Source organism: Mucilaginibacter sp. BGA-UO-ETr-C110 (assembly GCF_059567985.1).
The window spans coordinates 6,261,924-6,280,404 of the sequence record NZ_JCAQPB010000002.1 but is presented as its reverse complement, the minus strand read 5'-3'; the positions used below and the strand labels follow the sequence as shown (position 1 = coordinate 6,280,404).

Below are 18,481 nucleotides of genomic sequence, written 5' to 3'. Positions count from 1 at the left end.
ATTTGTTACAAAGCAATATTAGGGTTGCCTATGATATAAAGATTTTCACCCCATGATTGATAACCATGAGGTGAAAAGTATACAAAGTACCGGAGTATTTATCCGTTGTTTTTGAGATCAGTTTCTTCCTGATAAAAGCGGGTAGGTTTTATTGATCTTCTTTAACACCACATATATTGAATCACGATGTTCATCAATCCCTTTTAAAATAAAACTGTCTGATGAAGGTCTTGAATAAGCTAATTTCAGCCCAGAAGCAGTGTCAGCGCGGTTTCTTAAAACCAGGATCTGCTTCAGTGTGTCAGCTTCATAGCCATAAAAAAGGCGACCGACATTGCCGTAGTATTCCGTTGTACGGATTTTATTTTGAGTGTTCAGTGTAAATTTTTTGGCAAGCTTTATACTCAAGGTATTAAACTTTTCAAATACCACATTTTGCCAGCGCAATGTATCATCCGGCGAGTACGGGATAAGCCGGTTATTCAATCTGAATTCCTCTACATTATAATATCCGGTAAAGTTTTTTATACCATTTTCAAGTGGCAGCTTAAATGTTTTTCCGGCGGCATATAGTTTGCCATATTCATATCCCCGGTAAATTAAAAACAAGAAAATAAAGATAACCTTGAGTGCCAGACTGGTTGTACGTTTCCAGCTTTTTGCGAATACAAATGGCTGTACATAGGTTAAAGTCGCATTTTTATGCTGAACGAGTATTTGCCAAAACCTCGGCAGATCGCGTACTAACAGGACTAGCGAGAGTACCAGTATATGCATACTAGCAAGCTCCACACCGGCATTGTAACCAATATTTACAAACCATATAGGTAATAAAATGGCTATCATCATTAATGCCCCGAGTGTGGTGGTACGCCTGAACAATAGCAGCACTGTTGCCGTTAATTCAAAAATCCCGGCAAAAACTTCAAAAAAAGGCGCCACGCCCGTAGTAAGCCAGTATAATTTGCCCGGTGTAAAATCGCCCAGGTTGGTGTTGAGCTGACTAATAGTTGGGAATGGCATCTGCACCGGGAAGAACTTGGCAATAGCAAACCACGACATTCTTAAAATTATCTGGTACCTGATAATCGTATAGAACCATTTATAAATATCCTCAAAACCAGTTCGGCGCTTATCCAGCAGCTCCCATATGCCACCAGCTAAAAAAGTAATGAACAGCGTAATAAACCAACCCGTATAGTTATGCCCTTCCCTACTTTCAAAAAACCAGGGACTATTCTGACTTACCACGTCAAGCCATCGCCAGGGATAATCCGTTACCGAAAAACCGGCGTTAAAATCCTGCTTATAAAACTCGGGATTAAATGGGATAAAAGTAATTACCGCAAATATCAGGAAAGCCCTTACCGCTATTTTTTCGTATATCTTCCAAACGGTTCCAGGGTTATTGTAAGTTAGTGTTGTCATATTATGTCAACCTTTTGTTTACTTCATCCCAGTTTACCACATTCCACCAGCCGGCAATATATTCGTTGCGTTTGTTCTGGTATTTTAAATAATAGGCATGCTCCCAAACATCCAAAGCCAATAGAGGTGTGCCTTTCACCTCGGCATTATTAAACAGCGGGCTATCCTGGTTTGCAGTCGAGGTTATTTTTAAAGTACCGTTATCATTAACCAACCATGCCCAACCCGATCCAAAACGCGTAAGAGCAGCCTGGCTAAATAACTCTTTAAATTTCTCCACAGAACCAAATGAGCTGATAATAGCCTCTTTTACTTTACCATCCGGACCAGCAGATGTTCCTGGTTTTAAACCTTGCCAAAAGAAGTTGTGGTTCCAGGCACCGCCACCATTGTTGCGGGCCTTGGCCGATAGTTTGGATGCATTATCAAAAAACTCCTTTTCAGAAGTAAAAGTCAGCTTTTCGGCAACAATGGCCTCATTCACATTTTTAATATAGGTGGCATGGTGTTTTGTATAATGTATTTCCATGGTAAGCCCATCTATATACGGCTCTAACGCTTTATAATCAAACCCTAAGGGTACCTGTGTAAATTTAAAGGGTTCATCTGCATTAAACAGATGGTGATTGCCGGTAACCGAAGCCGATGCCCTTTTTAAAAGTACCGGGCCGCTTACCGCAGCTATTACCGTTGCTTTTAAAGTATTTTCGATAAATTTTCTGCGACTGTTTGCTTTCATGATATGATATTTTTGGAGGGGTTAATAAATTAAAGCAGCCCGGAACGGAACCGGGCATGCTTTAAAGCACACGCTATTAAATCACTTATATAATGTGCTGTATTTTAATTATGCGTAAGTATGGTTGCACCAATAGCTGCGCTACCCGGCGTTCCGTTGATATAAATGGTATAAATTTTCCCTGCTTGTAAACTAATGTTGCTTAGCTGGTTATTCAGTATACTTATTGCCGAATGATCGCTTGTTTTGCTTATCTGGAAATTAAGCGTACCAGCGTCGATGGTAATAAACGGACCTATTGACCAGGTATTGAAACCTGTTCCGGACAATACCGAACCACCTGCCCTGCCATATGCGGTATTAGTAAATAAAGCTGTTTGCCCGGTTATGCCAAAATCAACATTCGGACTGCCCGGGGCCAGGTTCACAAACCTGATCTTGGCCTTGCCAGCTGCAGGTACCGCCAGGTCATCGTAAAACAGAATGAGTGAATCGGCAGTTGCCTTGGTATTTTTAATAGCAAACACTGTATGATAATAGTTGGCGATAGGGCCATTGGGGCCACCGCTGCTGGTAAATGTAGCGCTGTTACCAAATTGGCGCGATGCCTTGTAGGAGGTATTGGTACCCTCGGTAAAATTGATCTGCACATCACCAAATTGTGCGTCCAGGTAATCTGATTTTCCATTAATGGGTACCGCGGTTTTAGTCACCTGGGTGGTATATGCCCAAAATTGTATGCCCACGTTAACCGGGCGGGCATTCACAAAGCTGATATGCGCTGCAAGTGCTGGTCTGTCGGCGGCGTTAATATCCAAGTAATCTGTTTTTTTGCAGGATGAGATGATCAGCATCAATGCTCCTGCCAATAATAATCCCTTTGACCGCGAAATGAAAACTGTACTGTTCATGGCCTTTTTATTTATTGAATATATTTTGTTCATGTTTTGTATGATGAATGATTAAAAATGGGCTGATAACCTCACAAATGGCTGGATCCCTGCGCTGCCATTTTGAATGCCAACAACAGTAGGATTACGCAGGCCCGATATGGTTGGATCAGAATAATCGCCCAGGCTATTGAATACATTATTTACCCCTACGGTGCCTTGTAGTTTGGCGGTAAACTTATATCCTACCGACAGATCGGTTACCCATATCGGTTTAAGCCTTTGGTAGAAATAAACCGGGTTAAGCGGATCGGCAGCACTAAGTAATGTGGCTGTTGTAACACTGCCAAAGTATACCGTACGGGCCAGGAAAGTAAATTTATCTATGCTGTAGATACCCTGCAGGTTAATTTTTTGACCGGGGATATTAGTGGTTACCCTGGCGCGTTCGCCCGGACTTAAGATCACATTTTTATAGGCTTCCAGGCCTTTTGGAGTATTTACTTTGGTTACTTCGTTCTTGGCAAAATTACCACCGAATAAAAAGTTGATACTTCCTTTGTTCAGCAATACATTATAGCTGCCGGTAAACTCAATTCCTTTGGTGCGCGTACTAAATTCGTTATAAAAAAAATTGGCTTGTGCCGCGCCGGTTTGTTGAAATAATGCTTTTACATCAGCTGGCAGGTTGGCATCAGTAGCGGTAAAGTTGCCTGTATTGCCCACCCGGTTATCAATATTGATGAGATACGCATCCACGGTCAGTTCCACGTTACTGCTGGGTGCCGAGGTAAGCCCAATAGTATACCCTTTTGATTTTTCGGGCGATAGTTTGGGAATTCCCAGAGCCCTTGCCGCAGCACTTTGATTTGACGCGGTCAGGATATCAACACCCCTGCCCTGCTGAAAGGTGGTGGATACCGAAGTGTAATATGATTGCGCCAGGTCGGGCGCACGGAAACCTGTATTGGCAGATCCGCGCAGGTTTAACCAGGGTGCAAAAGTGTATCGGGTTGCCGCCTTCCAGGTAAATACATTACCAAAATCCGAGAAATATTCGGCCCTGCCCGCGGCAGACACCAGCCACTCTTTAGTTACATTCAATTCCACATCGGCATAACCGGCGGTTACCGAGCGGTTTACATTAACGGCATTCTCGGGCCTGAAACCTAGGTGGATCTGTGAACCCGCCGATAGGCCGTTCAGGGAGGTGACACCAGCCGATGACAGGTAAGGGATGCCACCGGTAGTTGTATCTATATCAACAATGGTTCGTTGATCTGCCTTGGAGTAAGAAGCTTCCTCCCCTGCTTTGATCTGGAAGGTCTCTACCCGGTGCTGCGCTCCGAAGGCTATGTTGAGCCCTTTTAATATTTTATCAAAATAGCGGGTAAAATCTAAAGCTGTTGTGTTTTGGCTGGCATTATAACTACCGGCGTCAAAACTGGTAGGGCTTTTTAAACCCAAACTGGCATTCAATGAATTATCAACCCGGTTGCCAAAAATATTTTTACCATAAACGTTAGAGAAATCTACATTCCAGTCGCCTACTTTACCTTTTAAACCTATGGCTAATGATTCATCTACAATGTTGTTTTCCATGGCCGGTAAAAAGCCATCGGGATAAATAAAGTTATTGTTCCTGGATGTCCAACCCGGGAGGCGATAAGTGGCCGTAAACTGCGAGTTACGACTGCTGATGCCACCAAAAGCATACAATTCGGCCGAGTTTTTTAAAGGAAGACCTGCATTAAAAAATAATAAAGCATCCTGCCCGGCATTGGAGCCGCTGGCCCGCTGATCAAAAAAGTGCCGGTCGATGCCACGGCTTTTTAGAATAGCATCGTCAATATCTTTGGTATAAATAGCGTCGTAGCCACGAGTGTTGGCGCCACCACCGTATATCGGACCGTTGTAAAGACCAGCATCGGCCTTACCCGCCGGCAGCGAAATAGCCTGGGTGGCATACTCTGTAGTAACGTTGATATACCCTCCGTTGCCCAAACCAACCCCATAATTAACATTGGTACGTGTTACCGCGCCATCACCACGGCGGCGGGTGCTACCAGTACTGCTCACCGCCAGGTCATCTGTTTTTTTCTTCAGTACGATGTTAATCACCCCGGCAATAGCGTCTGATCCATACTGGGCCGCGGCACCATCACGAAGTATTTCAATACGATCTATTGAACCAGTAGGTATGGAGTTAAGATCGTACCCGGTTGAGCCGTTACCCAAGCCCCCATAGTTTACATTTGCACTTTTATGCCGGCGTTTTCCGTTAACTAATACCAGTACCTGATCCGGGCCGAGTCCTCTTAACTGGGCCAAACTCAACGCCGAACCCGCATCGCCCGCATTACTGCCGTTAACCGAGTGAAAAGACGGCGATATATATTGCAATATCTGCGTTACGCTTACTTGCGGGGCAGATTCCAGCAAGGGTTTTATATCAATAACATCAACAGGTGATGCTGAGTTGAGTTTGGTACGGTTGGCATTACGGGAGCCCACGATCTGCACTTCATTCAATGCGTTTCCGGCCGGTTTCAAACTAATGTTGAAATTTTTAATCCCGTCAATTTCCACCTCCTGGCTTTCAAAGCCAATAAAGGAAAACACCAGGTATTTTCCATTACGGATCACGATCTCAAAGGAACCATCGGCTTTGGTCACCGCTCCCTGGTTAAGACCTTTCACAGTCACCGAAACACCGGGCAACGGTGCTTTATCATCGGCGGAGGTTACTATACCGCTTACCGTTCGTTTTTGTGCCCATACATTTTGCCCGTAGTACAGGCTAAGAAATAAAAACAGGAGTAATATTTTCTTCATTTTACAATAGTTTAAAGGCAAAGCTGTGGCCAGGGCAAGGCGAAAAACACTTGCCAGCACCCTGCTGATGCCCGGATCAATTAATTATTTGGATAGGGGATTATATTTTCAATTAGCGGCGGTCTTTTGTTTAAAGCGGTCGTCGGTGAGCGCTTTTAAAAATTCAACAATATCATCAATTTCGCTGCTGCTGAGGTTCAAAGGCTTATCAAGCGAGAGGTCCCGGTTAATACCATCCTTAACTACCGCCGAAGGGTCATTATAATACTCCACCACGCTGCGCAGGGTTTTAAACTTACCATTATGCATATAGGGCGCAGTAACAGCCACATTGCGCAGGCTCGGGATCTTAAATTCGCCGTCTTCGGTTTTGTTTTTGGTGATCACCGACCGGCCCGGGTCGTTCAGATCCTTCCCGTTGTACAGGCCAATGCTTTTAAACCTGTCGGCCGTAAAATCTTCGCCAGAGTGGCAATTGTTACAGTTGGCTTTACCAATAAACAACAGCCTGCCCCGCGCGGCAGATGCGGATAAGGCATTGTCATCACCATTAATGTACCGGTCGTAAGGACTGTTTGATGTTTCCAGCGTACGCTCAAATGAAGCTATAGCTTTGAGCAGGTTATCCTTATTGGCCGGCGCTTTAAATACTTTTTGAAAAGCCGTTGCATAAACAACATCATCATTTAATCTTTTAACCGCCTCATCCAACGACAGGCCCATTTCTGTGGCTGATGTGATAGGCCCCATAGCCTGCTCTTCCAAAGAGGAAGCGCGCCCATCCCAAAAAAGATGTGGCCGACCAGACAGATTAGTAAGGCCCGGTGAATTTCTGGCGGTAAGGTTCCCTTTGATGCCTAAGCTAAAAGTTGCGGTATCTGCAAAAGCAAATTCAGGCTTATGGCAGGATGAACAACTGATGGTTTTATCCAACGACAATATCGGGTCGAAAAAAAGCTTCTCGCCCAGTTGCTCTTTGTTCTGCACTTCATCCCTGCCGCTCATAAATCCGGTGAGACTTATCATTAAACTAAATACAGTTAAAATCACTAACGTGCTTTTCTTTTTCATATCAATTACAGGTATTCCGGGGAACTTTCGCCGGGGCGCACATGAGCAACCCCGGCTAATTGTTCACTAACCACCTAATTCGGATTTTTTGATGTCTTTTTAGTCAAAACAATGGCCATCCGCTCCATAAAGCGGCTTTAATTGCGTGGTATTTTGTTAAAATCTGTTAAAAAGCCAGGCCTTATTGCGCGTTGGCTACCAGGTTTACATTCAGGTCAAAATCATCATAGATCACTTTGTCGCCCAGGTTTTCGAAAAAGTTCTTCGACCTGAATTTGATATCATACTTGGTTCGGTCGACTGTAATTTTGGCAGTAGCATTTAATTTCTTGCCGTTAATAGCTAAGGTTGCCGGGAAGCTCACATCATTGGTGATACCTTTAATGGTTAATTTACCTTTAATATCATACTGATTACCAGATGTTTTAGTTGCAGATACTATTGCAAAACTTGCTTTTGGAAATTTATCGGTGCTGAAAAAAGTTTCACTTTTAAGGGTACTCACCAGTTTATCGTTCGAGGCTTGATCGGTAAGGTCGGCATCAGTAATGGTATTCAGGTCGATATCAAAAGTGCCGCTTTTTAAAACATTATTTTCGGCTGTAAACTGGCCGTTACTTATTTTAACTTCCCCGTTATGGTCGCCAGTTGCTTTTTTAGCTTGCCATGTAAGCTTACTACCCTGATTATCAACCTTAAAACTTTGAGCCTTATAATGTTTGTGTGCTGCAATAGTTTTTATTGGAGGATTGATTGCGATTGTATTTGGGGTAAAAGCTGTAGCTAAAGTGGCTATGGAAATAATAGCTGTTGAATAAACTGCGATGGTTAATTTAGTTGTCATGGTGGGTAGTTTTGTTGTATTTATTTTCAATATGTTAAATGTTACCCGGTAAAGCACAATACTTTACCGGGAATGTATAATGATTATTTACCTTTTTGTGTATTACTTTCTGAATCTGTTGCTGAGGCGCTGGCCGGGACCGGTTCCGCGATCAGTTCATCTAAAAGCTTATTGAACTTCTGTTCGTAATCTGCATAGTACTTGCCTGTTACCGTACCAGTGTAGCCGGTGTATATTTCCCTTACGTCACCTTTTCTATCAATAATAATGGTGGTAGGGAAAGCGATGAATTTATTCAGGGCAGGTAATTTTTGTGACACCAACTTTTTATCGGCAAGGCCACCAAACAGGATATCGTACTGGATATTGTATTTCTCTTTCAGTTTCCCTAAGGTATACTGCGCGTATTTCAGGCTGTCCTTTTGCTCAAAACCTATGGCTATGGCTTCTACACCACGGTTGTGGTTTTTGTTGAACCAAGGTGATAGAAATACAGTCTGGTCGGTACAATTAGGGCACCAGGTACCTACAATTTCAATGATGGTAACTTTACCTTTGTATTTGGCATCACTTAATGATACCGGTTTTCCAGTTAGATCAGGGAAAGTAAAATCGAGTTTTTTGTAGCCCTCTTTCAAATAGGTAAGCTTGTAGGGATCGGGTAATTCGGCTTTATCATCCTTCACGGCATCAAACTTGGTATTATCATAAATACCCTGTCCTATTTCGCCGCTTAGGGTACCATCCGGATTGATCTTTCCTTTATAGATCTTAGGGCTTGGTCCGGTAAAACCTGATAGCTCAAACTCATCACCCTGAACAGTACCTTCCAATTCGCGGCTGTCGCCGGTTACCTGCAAAATAACACCAGTAAGTTTATTACCTGTTTGTTTGAGTATAGCGATCTTATTAGGCACCTGTTCTTTTGAATAAACTTTAAGCTCCCATTTACCAGTTAGGTTGGCCGCGGGCGCTACATCCTTACCAGGTTCAACAAAGCGGTAGCTTTTGCCATACTCCGCAGTAAAAGGCAAGGAATTGCCCCTGAAACCCGGCACCAGGCTACGGTACTCGCCGCTCAGGGTTCCGTTATCTTCTATTTTGGCAACCAGGGCAGCATCATAGGTATTCATTTTTATAAATACCGAATCTTTCCCGATCCGCTGCACATGAAAATCATCACGACGGGTTCCATTAAGCAAGGTAAATACGGCATGTTGGGCATCTTTACCTTTAAACTCAAAGTTGAATGGTACTTTTGACTCGGCTACAGTAAATACGCCACGCCATACGCCTTCCTTTATAAATTTTGCAGACGGAGGCGTATCTGCAGCTATGGCAGCTCCGCTAAACAACAGGCCTATTGTCAGGCATTTGAATGAGGTAATCAGATTGAGTGTTTTCATTTGATCAATTATAGATAGGTTAATAGTTAGTTTGATGGGTGTACGGCCAAATCTTTTACCGCGGCACTTTCAGGTGCAGGCTCAGCTATCAATTTATCCAGCAACTGGTTAAATTTCTTTTCATAATCCTTGTGATATTTACCCGTTACCGTACCTGTGTAGCCGGTATATATTTCGCGCACATCGCCATTTCTGTCGATAATAATAGTTGTAGGGAATGCAATGAACTTATTAAGTGCGGGAAGTTTTTGAGCAACCAGTTTTTTATCGGCAAGGCCGCCAAAAGCTATATCATAGTTGATAGCATATTTTTCTTTGAGCTTGCCTAAAGTATATTTGGCATAGTCAAGACTGTCTTTTTGCTCAAAACCAAGTGCAATAGCTTCTACGCCACGATGGTGATTTTTATTGAACCAGGGAGAAAGAAACACCGTCTGGTCGGTGCAGTTGGGGCACCAGGTACCTATAATTTCTACAATAACCACCTTACCTTTGTACTTATTGTCGCTCAGCGAAACCGGTTTACCATCAATACCAGGGAAGGAAAAATCAAGTTTTTTATAACCCTCTTTTAAAAATGTAAGCTTGTAAGGATCCGGCAATTCAACTGTTTCGTTTTTGGCGGCATCAAATTTCAGGTTTTTGTAGATGCCAAAACCCTCCTCACCGCTGATCGAACCATCGGCATTGATCTTTCCTTTGATGATAAACGGACTTGGGCCGGTAAAGCCGCTCAGGGCAAACTCGTCGCCTTGAATGGTACCTTCCAGTTCGCGGGTGTCACCTACTACGGTCATAACAACCCCGGTAAGTTTATTACCTTTTTGTTTTAAGATGGCGATAGATGCAGGGACGGCTTCTTTACTATAGGTCTTGATCTCCCATTTACCGGAAAGATCTGCTTTTGGGGCAACGTCTTTACCTGGTTCCACAAAACGATAGCTTTTACCATATTCGGCGGTAAACGGGAGTGAGTTGCCTCTAAATCCGGGTACTAAGCTTCGGTATTCGCCGCTTATTTTACCATCATCTTCAATTTTAGCTACCAAAGCAGCGTCATAGGTGTTCATTTTAATGTAAACAGAATCTTTACCTATTGCTTTTACATGGAAGTTATCACGGCGCGAACCATTGATCAGGGTAAATACAGCGTGTTCAGCATCTTTGCCTTTTAGTTCAAAATTGAATGGCACTTGTGATTCACTTACGGTAAACACACCTCGCCATACACCTTCTTTAATAAATTTTGAGGGGGGATTTTTGTCGGCAGCTAAGGTTGCGCCACTAATCAGCAAACCTAACGACAGGTATTTTGCTTTAGTTAAATAATTGTGAATGTTCATATTTTTATAAAATTTAGTTATTGGAAGTTTAGTGTGATAATTGCCTGATTTGAAATTTGGGCATAAGAATTCCCTAGGCCTATTGCAAAGGCCGGAAAAAGAAATACGCAAAAAACTTTAGCGATTGATGCTTAAAACCAAAAGGCAAACTGAATGCTGCAACATCGTAAGCCCGATGCCGGCTGCACATAAGATTGTAGATAATTTACTGTTTTCATGATGATAGTTAATTTATATTTCTAAAAAAATTTAGAAAAAAGTTTAGCACTTATTTCAAACTGAAAAGTTGCTGAAGATCATCGAGACTTCCTCTCCCTTCGTCTTTATAAATCAACTAATTAATGGTGGGGTTAATTAGAATGCTGTAAAGATAACAAGAATATTTATAATTACAAGTAAATCTATAGATTTAGTAGTATATTTTATAATTAGTTCATATTTTATAGTATAATCAACATCCTGGACTGTACAGCACACGCCTGTTTTACCACCATAGCAAAGCAACGCACTTAGTACAGCCAGGATGTTGATCTTATTTCAGGATCAATTTCCGGAATGAACTGTGCGAATTAACAATACTGGTAACAACAGAAAAGGATGCCACCATTCTGTATGCGGGCTTTAGTGATAAAATTCAATTTCAGATTCATGGTATTTGTTGATAAGTTGGATCCAAAGCATGCGGTTTAGATGACCTTCGGCTTTGCGATCCATTTAACAGTTCAAGTGGTGGCGATTGATCTGTTAATCTATATTAATTAAAGTATTATGCTGTTTTTATTGCTGAACAATTAAATGGTTAGCAACAACACATACCTGCATGATCAGTGATTAAGGTTTTATAGGATTTCATGTACCTGGTTTTTATCTTTCAGTTATCAATTTGTATTCTATAAAACTTACCGGGAAAAGAGCTGTAGAGATATTTATATAAACCTGTAGCTTCTTATCTTTCTCCTTTTCAGCAGGAGCAGGAATTAGCACCTTTTACATCATATAAAATTTGTACAGGTTGCCAAGACTTCATGGGGCCTTTCCCTCCGTCTTATCTCGATAAGCATTAAAGAACTGATGTGGCAAATATATAATTAAATCTATAAATCCTATAGATTTAATATATTTTATTTCTTATCATTGCAAAGCAGGTAGCCATTGATTGAACAGCTCCTCACAAATCACTCTTTAAAACAACTATTTACTATCAAAAAAATGCCCGATCAAAAAGCAAAACAAACAGCCCTTGGCGATGTAGCAGCCAGACAGTTAGCCGTAGCAACACGTACTGTTCCGCAATTATCAACCATTACACCACGATGGTTAACTCATTTGTTAAACTGGATCCCTGTTGAATCTGGTGTTTACAGACTAAATAAAGTTGTTGACGCCAACAATGTAGAAGTTGACTGCTCATCGCGCGATGAACGCGAACTACCTTCTACTTTTGTTGACTATGAAGAAAATCCACGCGAGTATAACCTGAGCGCTGTTAACACCGTTTTGGATGTACATACCCGTGTTTCTGACCTGTACAGCAAACCTTATAATCAAATCAGCGAGCAACTGCGCCTTACCATTGAAATAGTTAAGGAAAGACAGGAGAGCGAATTGATCAACAATACTGAATATGGTTTACTGAGCAGTATCGCCCCATCTCAGAAAATTAAGACAAGGCTCGGCCCCCCTACCCCTGATGATCTGGATGAGCTCATAACCAAAGTTTGGAAAGAACCTGGATTTTTCTTGCTGCACCCGCTGGCCATTGCGGCTTTTGGTCGCGAATGTACCCGCCGGGGCGTACCGCCGCCAACAGTATCACTTTTTGGCTCGCAATTTATTACTTGGAGAGGTATCCCGCTTATTCCTTCTGATAAATTACCTATAGTAAACAACAAATCAAAGATCATTCTTTTACGCACAGGCGAAAGCCGTCAGGGTGTGGTAGGGTTGTATCAACCCGGTCTTCCCGGAGAACAGTCACCTGGTTTATCAGTACGCTTTATGGGTATCAACAACAAAGCCATCGCCTCTTACCTGGTTTCGCTTTACTGCTCCCTGGCTGTTTTAGTTGATGATGCTATTGCTGTTTTAGAAGATGTTGATTTAGGTAATTATCATGAGTACAAATATTAATCCAGACAACCTACCCAGTGCACAGGAACTGGAACAGTTGGCCAATCAGCTTTTTAAAGCCGGGCCAACGGGTTTCTTTAGTCATTCACCAGTTTTTACACAACAGGGTTCAGCACTGCCTGGCGAACTGCCAGGTAGTGGCTCATTTGACACGCCAACACCGCACGCCGCACCTGATCAACCCATTCCACCGAGTACGATTGGAGGTGGCGGAATCTCGCCATCAGCCATAAACCAGGGAAATGCCGTAAATCTGAAAGATCCGCAAACCAGCTTTGCCGATCCTAATTTAAAAAGTAACGAACAAGCTTTGCCCCCTGTATCTGTGTACAGTACACCTGTTTTTGGTGGACAATTACCTACACCACAAGGCTTTAGTTATGATTCTTATTTAGAGAAAACAGACTTGATCCCACATACTCCGACAAAGCAGCAATTCCCTATTGAACAGCTATCCGTAGTGCCCGATAATCTGACACAGCTCCCGTATCAACAGAATCAGCATTTTGAAATTGAGCTACGAAAGGTGCTTACTGGTATAAACACATCCAGCCCCGGTACTTCTGTTCCTTTTAATGGGGCGCCATTAACACCCGAGATCCCATTTTACTTTTTGAATGGCAACCATGGTTTACCAAGTGTAAAACAGAACCCCGATAAAACATCCAAAGCAGGGATCAGTAGTATTATAGATCTCCCTTTTGACGTAAATATTATCCGCCGCGATTTCCCAATATTACAGGAGCGTGTTAACGGCAAACAATTAGTATGGCTTGATAATGCTGCCACTACGCAAAAGCCAAAACAGGTAATTGACCGTATCAGCTATTTTTACGAACACGAAAACTCTAACATTCATCGGGCGGCTCACGAACTTGCCGCAAGGGCTACTGATGCTTACGAAAGCGCACGCAGAAAAGTACAGGCCTTCCTGAATGCAGGTTCCATAAATGAGATCATTTTTGTGCGTGGAGCTACCGAAGCTATAAACCTGGTAGCCAAAAGTTGGGGTGAACAAAACCTGCATCCCGGTGATGAAATTATAGTAAGCCACCTGGAACACCATGCCAACATTGTGCCCTGGCAACAACTGGCAACCAAGAAAGGACTGAAAATAAAAGTAATCCCGGTTGACGATGACGGGCAGGTATTGCTTGACGAGTATGTGAAACTGCTTGGCCCTAAAACCAAACTGGTTTCATTTACGCAGGTATCAAATGCCCTGGGTACCGTTACCCCAGCCGCGCAGATCATACAGCTGGCACACCTTGCCGGTGCTAAAGTGCTGGTTGACGGCGCTCAATCAGTATCGCATATGCCAGTCAATGTACAGGCACTTGATGCCGATTGGTTTGTTTTTTCGGGACATAAAGTTTTTGGCCCAACAGGTATCGGGGTGTTGTATGGCAAAGAGGATCTGCTTAACGAGACGCAACCATGGCAAGGCGGCGGCAATATGATAAAGGATGTAACTTTTGAGCATACCCAATATCATGATGCTCCCGGCAGATTTGAGGCCGGAACCGGCAATATTGCCGACGCCGTTGGCCTTGGTGCAGCTATCGACTATGTTACTAAAATAGGTATGCCTGTTATAGCAAAGTATGAGCATTATCTGCTTGTATACGCTACCCAGCTTTTAAAAGAGGTTAAAGGATTACGTTTGATCGGTACGGCACCCGACAAAGCAAGCGTAATATCGTTTGTATTGGATGGTTATAAAACCGAAGATGTTGGCGCGGCATTAAATAAAGAAGGCATAGCGGTACGTTCGGGTCATCATTGTGCGCAACCCATATTACGTCGTTTTGGTGTGGAAAGCTCGGTGCGACCATCATTGGCCTTTTATAATACCTGTGCCGAAATTGACCTACTGGTGAACACGCTTCACAACCTTAAACGATAACCGCTATATGAAGGACGATAAATTCGACAATTTCATAGAGCTGCTTTATCAAACCCATAAAGCAGAGTGGGAAGCTACACCATCCATCCGCGATTGTGTCGGCTGGTTATTTGATCTGTTTGAGTTCCTGTTCCCGAATAACCGGTCAAACAAACTGTCCATTTATGGCGGGCACTTGAAAAAGAACCAGATTGATCTGGAGAACATTCTGCTCAGCTATCTTGATCCAAGGGATATCGATATACAAAAAGCAGTAAATCTTTTTTATGATTCGCTCAATGAAATTTACCAAGATCTGCGGCATGATGCATCTATGATCTATGAAAATGATCCGGCAGCTATCAGCGTACATGAGGTTATCGTTTCCTATCCAGGTTTTTATGCAATAGCGGTTTATCGTATAGCTCATAAATTAACGCAGGCTTCCATCCCGATTTTACCAAGAATATTGAGCGAACATGCACATGGTAAAACCGGGGTTGATATTCATCCCAAGGCAGTTATTGGCGTTCCGTTTTGTATTGATCATGGTACAGGTATTGTCATTGGAGCAACCAGTATCATAGGCAAAAATGTTACCATTTACCAGGGGGTAACATTGGGAGCATCGCAGGTTAGCAAGGTATTATCAGATGTCAAACGTCATCCCACAGTGGAGGATAATGTGATCATTTACGCACGCAGCACCATATTGGGTGGCCGAACGGTGATTGGCCACCATAGCGTAATTGGCGGGAGTGTGTTTTTAACAAAAAGCGTTCAACCTTACTCGCATGTGTTTAACACGCATCAGCTTAGGATAGAAGTAAAAGAAAGTTTGCAATAATATTTTATCATGGTTTCCAAACTCAGTTCGGCAGAGATCGTACATTTTTTACTCATACTTTTAATCATCCTTGTACCGGCGCGTTTACTTGGCGAGCTTTGCCGCAGGTATAAATTGCCGGCCATCATAGGCGAAATTTTTGCAGGTATCATTGTAGGACCAACCCTTCTGGGATTACTTTTTCCGGATCTGTTCAAAGGCATTTTCATTTCGGCCCCTCACGCCTTTGAAGCATTTGACGGGATAGCTAATATCGGTATCATCCTGCTCATGTTCATTGCCGGCTTTGAGGTAGATCTGAAACAGATCCGCCAAAATGGCAAGCAAGCTATCAGTATAAGTCTCACCGGCATTATATTTCCGTTTGCTATCGGGTTTGCCTCCGTTTGGTTTCTGTACCAAAGTCATTTTGCCAATGGCTTTAACAATCAGCTGGTAACCTCGCTGTTTTTTGGCACGGCCTTATCCATTACCGCGCTTTCGGTCATAACCAAGATCCTGCTTGACCTGGATATTCTGAATACCCGCATAGGCAACATTGTACTTACCGCCGCTATGGTTGATGATTTTTTGGGTTGGATACTGTTTTCGGTGATCATTCAACTCATGAACGCCGGTAAACAGGAGGCTTCTTTTTGGAAGGTGAGCACCGTTATAGTTTATGCCATTTTTATGTTAACCGCAGGGCGTTGGCTCATGCATAAACTACTGGCATTTGCGGGCAAGAAAAATAAACCGGGCAGAGTACTTACCGTAGCCGTTTGCTTATGTCTCATTAGCGCCTGCATCACAGAGGGTCTTGGTGTTCGTGGCGTTTTTGGCGCTTTTTTAGTTGGCGTAGGTATTAATGATTCGGAATACTTTACCGAAAAACATAAGCATGTGCTGCACCAGTTTACCATCAACGTGCTCGCGCCATTATTCTTTGCTTCGGTTGGATTAAGGCTCAACTTTATCGCCAATTTTAATCTGGAGGTTGTGGTCATCATCCTGATCATTGCTTGCCTTGCAAAGCTCATAGGTGCCGGAATTGGCAGCGCCTTGAGCGGCATGACCAAAAACGAGTCAATAGCGGTGGCCTTCGGCATGAATGCCAGAGGCTCCCAAGAAATTGTTTTGGGCTTACTGGCCTTACAGGCAAAGATAATCAGCGAGCCAGTATTTGAGGGCTTGGTGGTGATGACCGTGGTGACCATGATCATCTCCGGCCCGATTATGAAATACTACTTTTTAAAAGAACAAGATTTACAAGTATCTACGTCGCCTTTAACACATCTGGTTAACGCGGATGAATAAATCAGAATAGTCTTTATTCCCGAATCAAATGGTCAAGGGCTCGGTATTGTCCACACAAACGTTTGTTTTTATTTGATAGAGCACCTCACCATTTTAGTTTTGCGGTGGGAAATTATAAGGCATCCATTGCGGGTAAACAGAAAGCTCTTTGTTTACACTATCGCTGATGGTTACACCCCAGGTATTCCAAAATGGCGCCAGGTTTCTTTTTACAATGTTTGAGTAGGTTTTCACCCATAGATCTCGTTTTTGCTGATCATTTAACTCACCGATGCCTGGTCCAATTTTTTGGTATTCTCTAAAAAAAGCTTTAAAGCTTTCCCAACCAAAGCCTTCCTGCATTTGACGGAACATGATTAAACCCAAAAACGGGTCTTTTTTCCATTTTCCGTAATTAGCACCTTCGGCAAAATATTTCTTCATCTGCTTTTGTGTATTGGCGTTTGAAATTGCTGTATGCGCGTTGTCTCGCCCACCCATCAACCTGTCAAACATGTACACCGAAAAAAAGTTGTTACTTACCTCTGTTGTACCGCCAAATACCCAGTTCAGGTTTTGCATATTGTGACCTATTTCGTGAAAAAAGCCCCAATTGGCCCCACCACCGCTGGGCTTCATCAAAAGCTCTGGGTTGGCCATAATTTCGTTGGATAACATGTGTTTTGTAGGGGAGTGATGTATCATTATTGGATAACCACTATGCATATAGCCACCGCCAATATGCTCATCGGGAACCAAACGTTGCGCCCTGTAAAATGGTAAAGGCATTTGGGCAAGGTCCATTTCGCCCCCAATAATCAGGTCCCAAAGCTTCATTACTTCCTGTGGATTTTTAACGGTTTGCAAAACACTATCGGGCAAGGTTAAAATTACATTTTCGGTAGCCATTTCACCCCAGGGCGCTTTGTTATTTTTGAGTTGGTTCTCCCAATCGCTTTGCGTGGTTTTGCCCAACACAAAAAGCGGGGCGGCTACGGCATGGCTAATTTTAAGATCAATTTTTCTGCTTTCGCTTTTCGGGTTTAGGTTAATATAGATCAAACCACCAAAAGGCGAAGCCAGTTTGTTTACACCAACCACCAATTTTTGTGTTTTGGTAATGATGGGCATACGGCGCCAATCCTCAGTGCCTGCTACCCAATAATTCAGCCTATCGCTATGAGCGCCAATTTGCACTTCCAAATTATCGGTATTGGTATTTTTGGGTACGTCTATCTCAATATATTGCCCGGCTACGGCATACAAGCCGGTACTATACATAATATCATGATCATAACCCGAATAGCCTAAAGTGGAGACAATGCCTACCAGGCTATCAGCTATTTTTTTGTGCGAGATACTTACAGTTTGGCTTACCAATTGATAACCTGGTTTTACCGCGCCCGGAAAAATTGCTGATGAAGGTTGTGCTTTGACGCTTTTATAATTGGTACTTTTCAATGTTTCATCGCTCCATTTGGCTATTGCCTTTCTAAAATCGGTATCGTTTTTAGAAAGGGGTTGCTGAGGAGAAATAAGAACTGTTGCCGGATCTTTTTTGGCAGTTTGAGCAAAGGCAGAAAGCCCGGCGGCTAAAAACACAATGGCTAATAATTTCTTCATGAATTGATTGTATGCGTGTGTGATAAATTTTAGTACAAGGTTATTTCTGATCTTGTTAGCAATAATCATTAGATCTTGGTGTCCTAAATATAGAGTGCGGATAATAACAATCGTAATAAAATACCGCACAAACGTTTGATAAGTTATTTAAATTAAATTCTCTTC

13 protein-coding genes and 2 riboswitches are annotated in these 18,481 nt (G+C 42.7%); of the genes, 4 read left to right on the top strand and 9 right to left on the bottom strand.

What is annotated here, in order from left to right; all coding sequences use genetic code 11:
• Window positions 1-117: 117 nt before the first annotated feature.
• The 8 genes from AC57BQ_RS27110 to AC57BQ_RS27075 all read right to left on the bottom strand — a co-directional run bounded on the left by AC57BQ_RS27110 (window position 118) and on the right by AC57BQ_RS27075 (window position 10,556).
• Window positions 118-1,428, bottom strand: coding sequence for a hypothetical protein (locus tag AC57BQ_RS27110; protein ID WP_496409213.1), 1,311 nt, complete (start codon window positions 1,426-1,428; stop codon window positions 118-120).
• Window position 1,429: 1 nt separating this feature from the next.
• Window positions 1,430-2,167 carry a superoxide dismutase gene (locus AC57BQ_RS27105; protein WP_496409212.1) on the bottom strand — a complete coding sequence of 246 codons (738 nt, stop codon included), beginning with the start codon at window positions 2,165-2,167 and terminating at the stop codon, window positions 1,430-1,432.
• Window positions 2,168-2,271: 104 nt separating this feature from the next.
• The gene (locus AC57BQ_RS27100) at window positions 2,272-3,078 is read right to left on the bottom strand and encodes a DUF4397 domain-containing protein (RefSeq protein ID WP_496409211.1); all 807 of its coding nucleotides are present in this window, start codon (window positions 3,076-3,078) and stop codon (window positions 2,272-2,274) included.
• Between the two features lie 51 nt (window positions 3,079-3,129).
• Window positions 3,130-5,892, bottom strand: coding sequence for a TonB-dependent receptor (locus tag AC57BQ_RS27095; RefSeq protein ID WP_496409210.1), 2,763 nt, complete (start codon window positions 5,890-5,892; stop codon window positions 3,130-3,132).
• 108 nt (window positions 5,893-6,000) lie between these two features.
• Window positions 6,001-6,963 (bottom strand): cytochrome-c peroxidase, encoded by a 963-nt coding sequence (locus AC57BQ_RS27090; protein ID WP_496409209.1) that lies wholly within the window; start codon window positions 6,961-6,963, stop codon window positions 6,001-6,003.
• A gap of 181 nt (window positions 6,964-7,144) precedes the next feature.
• A complete protein-coding gene (locus tag AC57BQ_RS27085; RefSeq protein WP_496409208.1) occupies window positions 7,145-7,807 on the bottom strand; it encodes a YceI family protein in 663 nt (220 codons plus the stop codon).
• 83 nt (window positions 7,808-7,890) lie between these two features.
• On the bottom strand, window positions 7,891-9,213 hold the full coding sequence (locus tag AC57BQ_RS27080; protein WP_496409207.1) for a peroxiredoxin family protein: 1,323 nt from the start codon (window positions 9,211-9,213) through the stop codon (window positions 7,891-7,893).
• 26 nt (window positions 9,214-9,239) lie between these two features.
• Window positions 9,240-10,556, bottom strand: a complete 1,317-nt coding sequence (locus tag AC57BQ_RS27075) for a peroxiredoxin family protein (RefSeq protein WP_496409206.1) — start codon at window positions 10,554-10,556, stop codon at window positions 9,240-9,242.
• Between the two features lie 228 nt (window positions 10,557-10,784).
• Window positions 10,785-10,888, bottom strand: a riboswitch (SAM riboswitch).
• 611 nt (window positions 10,889-11,499) lie between these two features.
• A riboswitch (SAM riboswitch) is annotated at window positions 11,500-11,616 on the bottom strand.
• A 149-nt stretch (window positions 11,617-11,765) separates the two neighbouring features.
• On the opposite strand from AC57BQ_RS27075, the gene AC57BQ_RS27070 reads away from it, so the two are divergent.
• The 4 genes from AC57BQ_RS27070 to AC57BQ_RS27055 are packed head-to-tail and all read left to right on the top strand — an operon-like array spanning window position 11,766 to window position 16,714.
• Window positions 11,766-12,686: a family 2A encapsulin nanocompartment shell protein gene (locus tag AC57BQ_RS27070; protein WP_090471241.1), complete on the top strand. Its 921-nt coding sequence runs from the start codon at window positions 11,766-11,768 to the stop codon at window positions 12,684-12,686.
• Complete coding sequence (locus tag AC57BQ_RS27065; protein ID WP_496409205.1) at window positions 12,670-14,592, top strand: family 2A encapsulin nanocompartment cargo protein cysteine desulfurase; 1,923 nt, start codon at window positions 12,670-12,672, stop codon at window positions 14,590-14,592. The genes AC57BQ_RS27070 and AC57BQ_RS27065 overlap by 17 nt, the downstream gene beginning before the upstream one ends.
• Window positions 14,593-14,599: 7 nt before the next feature.
• Window positions 14,600-15,418 carry a serine O-acetyltransferase gene (locus tag AC57BQ_RS27060; RefSeq protein WP_496409204.1) on the top strand — a complete coding sequence of 273 codons (819 nt, stop codon included), beginning with the start codon at window positions 14,600-14,602 and terminating at the stop codon, window positions 15,416-15,418.
• Between the two features lie 9 nt (window positions 15,419-15,427).
• On the top strand, window positions 15,428-16,714 hold the full coding sequence (locus AC57BQ_RS27055; protein WP_496409203.1) for a cation:proton antiporter: 1,287 nt from the start codon (window positions 15,428-15,430) through the stop codon (window positions 16,712-16,714).
• Window positions 16,715-16,807: 93 nt separating this feature from the next.
• Here the strand turns inward: AC57BQ_RS27055 and AC57BQ_RS27050 are convergent, their stop codons facing one another.
• Window positions 16,808-18,316, bottom strand: a complete 1,509-nt coding sequence (locus tag AC57BQ_RS27050) for a M60 family metallopeptidase (RefSeq protein ID WP_496409202.1) — start codon at window positions 18,314-18,316, stop codon at window positions 16,808-16,810.
• Window positions 18,317-18,481 lie beyond the last annotated feature (165 nt).

Bases quoted from the DNA above. Each gene is read 5' to 3' on its own strand.
- AC57BQ_RS27110 (WP_496409213.1), bottom strand. From the start codon at position 1,428: ATGACAACACTAACTTACAATAACCCTGGAACCGTTTGGAAGATATAC.
- AC57BQ_RS27105 (WP_496409212.1), bottom strand. From the start codon at position 2,167: ATGAAAGCAAACAGTCGCAGAAAATTTATCGAAAATACTTTAAAAGCA.
- AC57BQ_RS27100 (WP_496409211.1), bottom strand. From the start codon at position 3,078: ATGAACAGTACAGTTTTCATTTCGCGGTCAAAGGGATTATTATTGGCA.
- AC57BQ_RS27095 (WP_496409210.1), bottom strand. From the start codon at position 5,892: ATGAAGAAAATATTACTCCTGTTTTTATTTCTTAGCCTGTACTACGGG.
- AC57BQ_RS27090 (WP_496409209.1), bottom strand. From the start codon at position 6,963: ATGAAAAAGAAAAGCACGTTAGTGATTTTAACTGTATTTAGTTTAATG.
- AC57BQ_RS27085 (WP_496409208.1), bottom strand. From the start codon at position 7,807: ATGACAACTAAATTAACCATCGCAGTTTATTCAACAGCTATTATTTCC.
- AC57BQ_RS27080 (WP_496409207.1), bottom strand. From the start codon at position 9,213: ATGAAAACACTCAATCTGATTACCTCATTCAAATGCCTGACAATAGGC.
- AC57BQ_RS27075 (WP_496409206.1), bottom strand. From the start codon at position 10,556: ATGAACATTCACAATTATTTAACTAAAGCAAAATACCTGTCGTTAGGT.
- AC57BQ_RS27070 (WP_090471241.1), top strand. From the start codon at position 11,766: ATGCCCGATCAAAAAGCAAAACAAACAGCCCTTGGCGATGTAGCAGCC.
- AC57BQ_RS27065 (WP_496409205.1), top strand. From the start codon at position 12,670: ATGAGTACAAATATTAATCCAGACAACCTACCCAGTGCACAGGAACTG.
- AC57BQ_RS27060 (WP_496409204.1), top strand. From the start codon at position 14,600: ATGAAGGACGATAAATTCGACAATTTCATAGAGCTGCTTTATCAAACC.
- AC57BQ_RS27055 (WP_496409203.1), top strand. From the start codon at position 15,428: ATGGTTTCCAAACTCAGTTCGGCAGAGATCGTACATTTTTTACTCATA.
- AC57BQ_RS27050 (WP_496409202.1), bottom strand. From the start codon at position 18,316: ATGAAGAAATTATTAGCCATTGTGTTTTTAGCCGCCGGGCTTTCTGCC.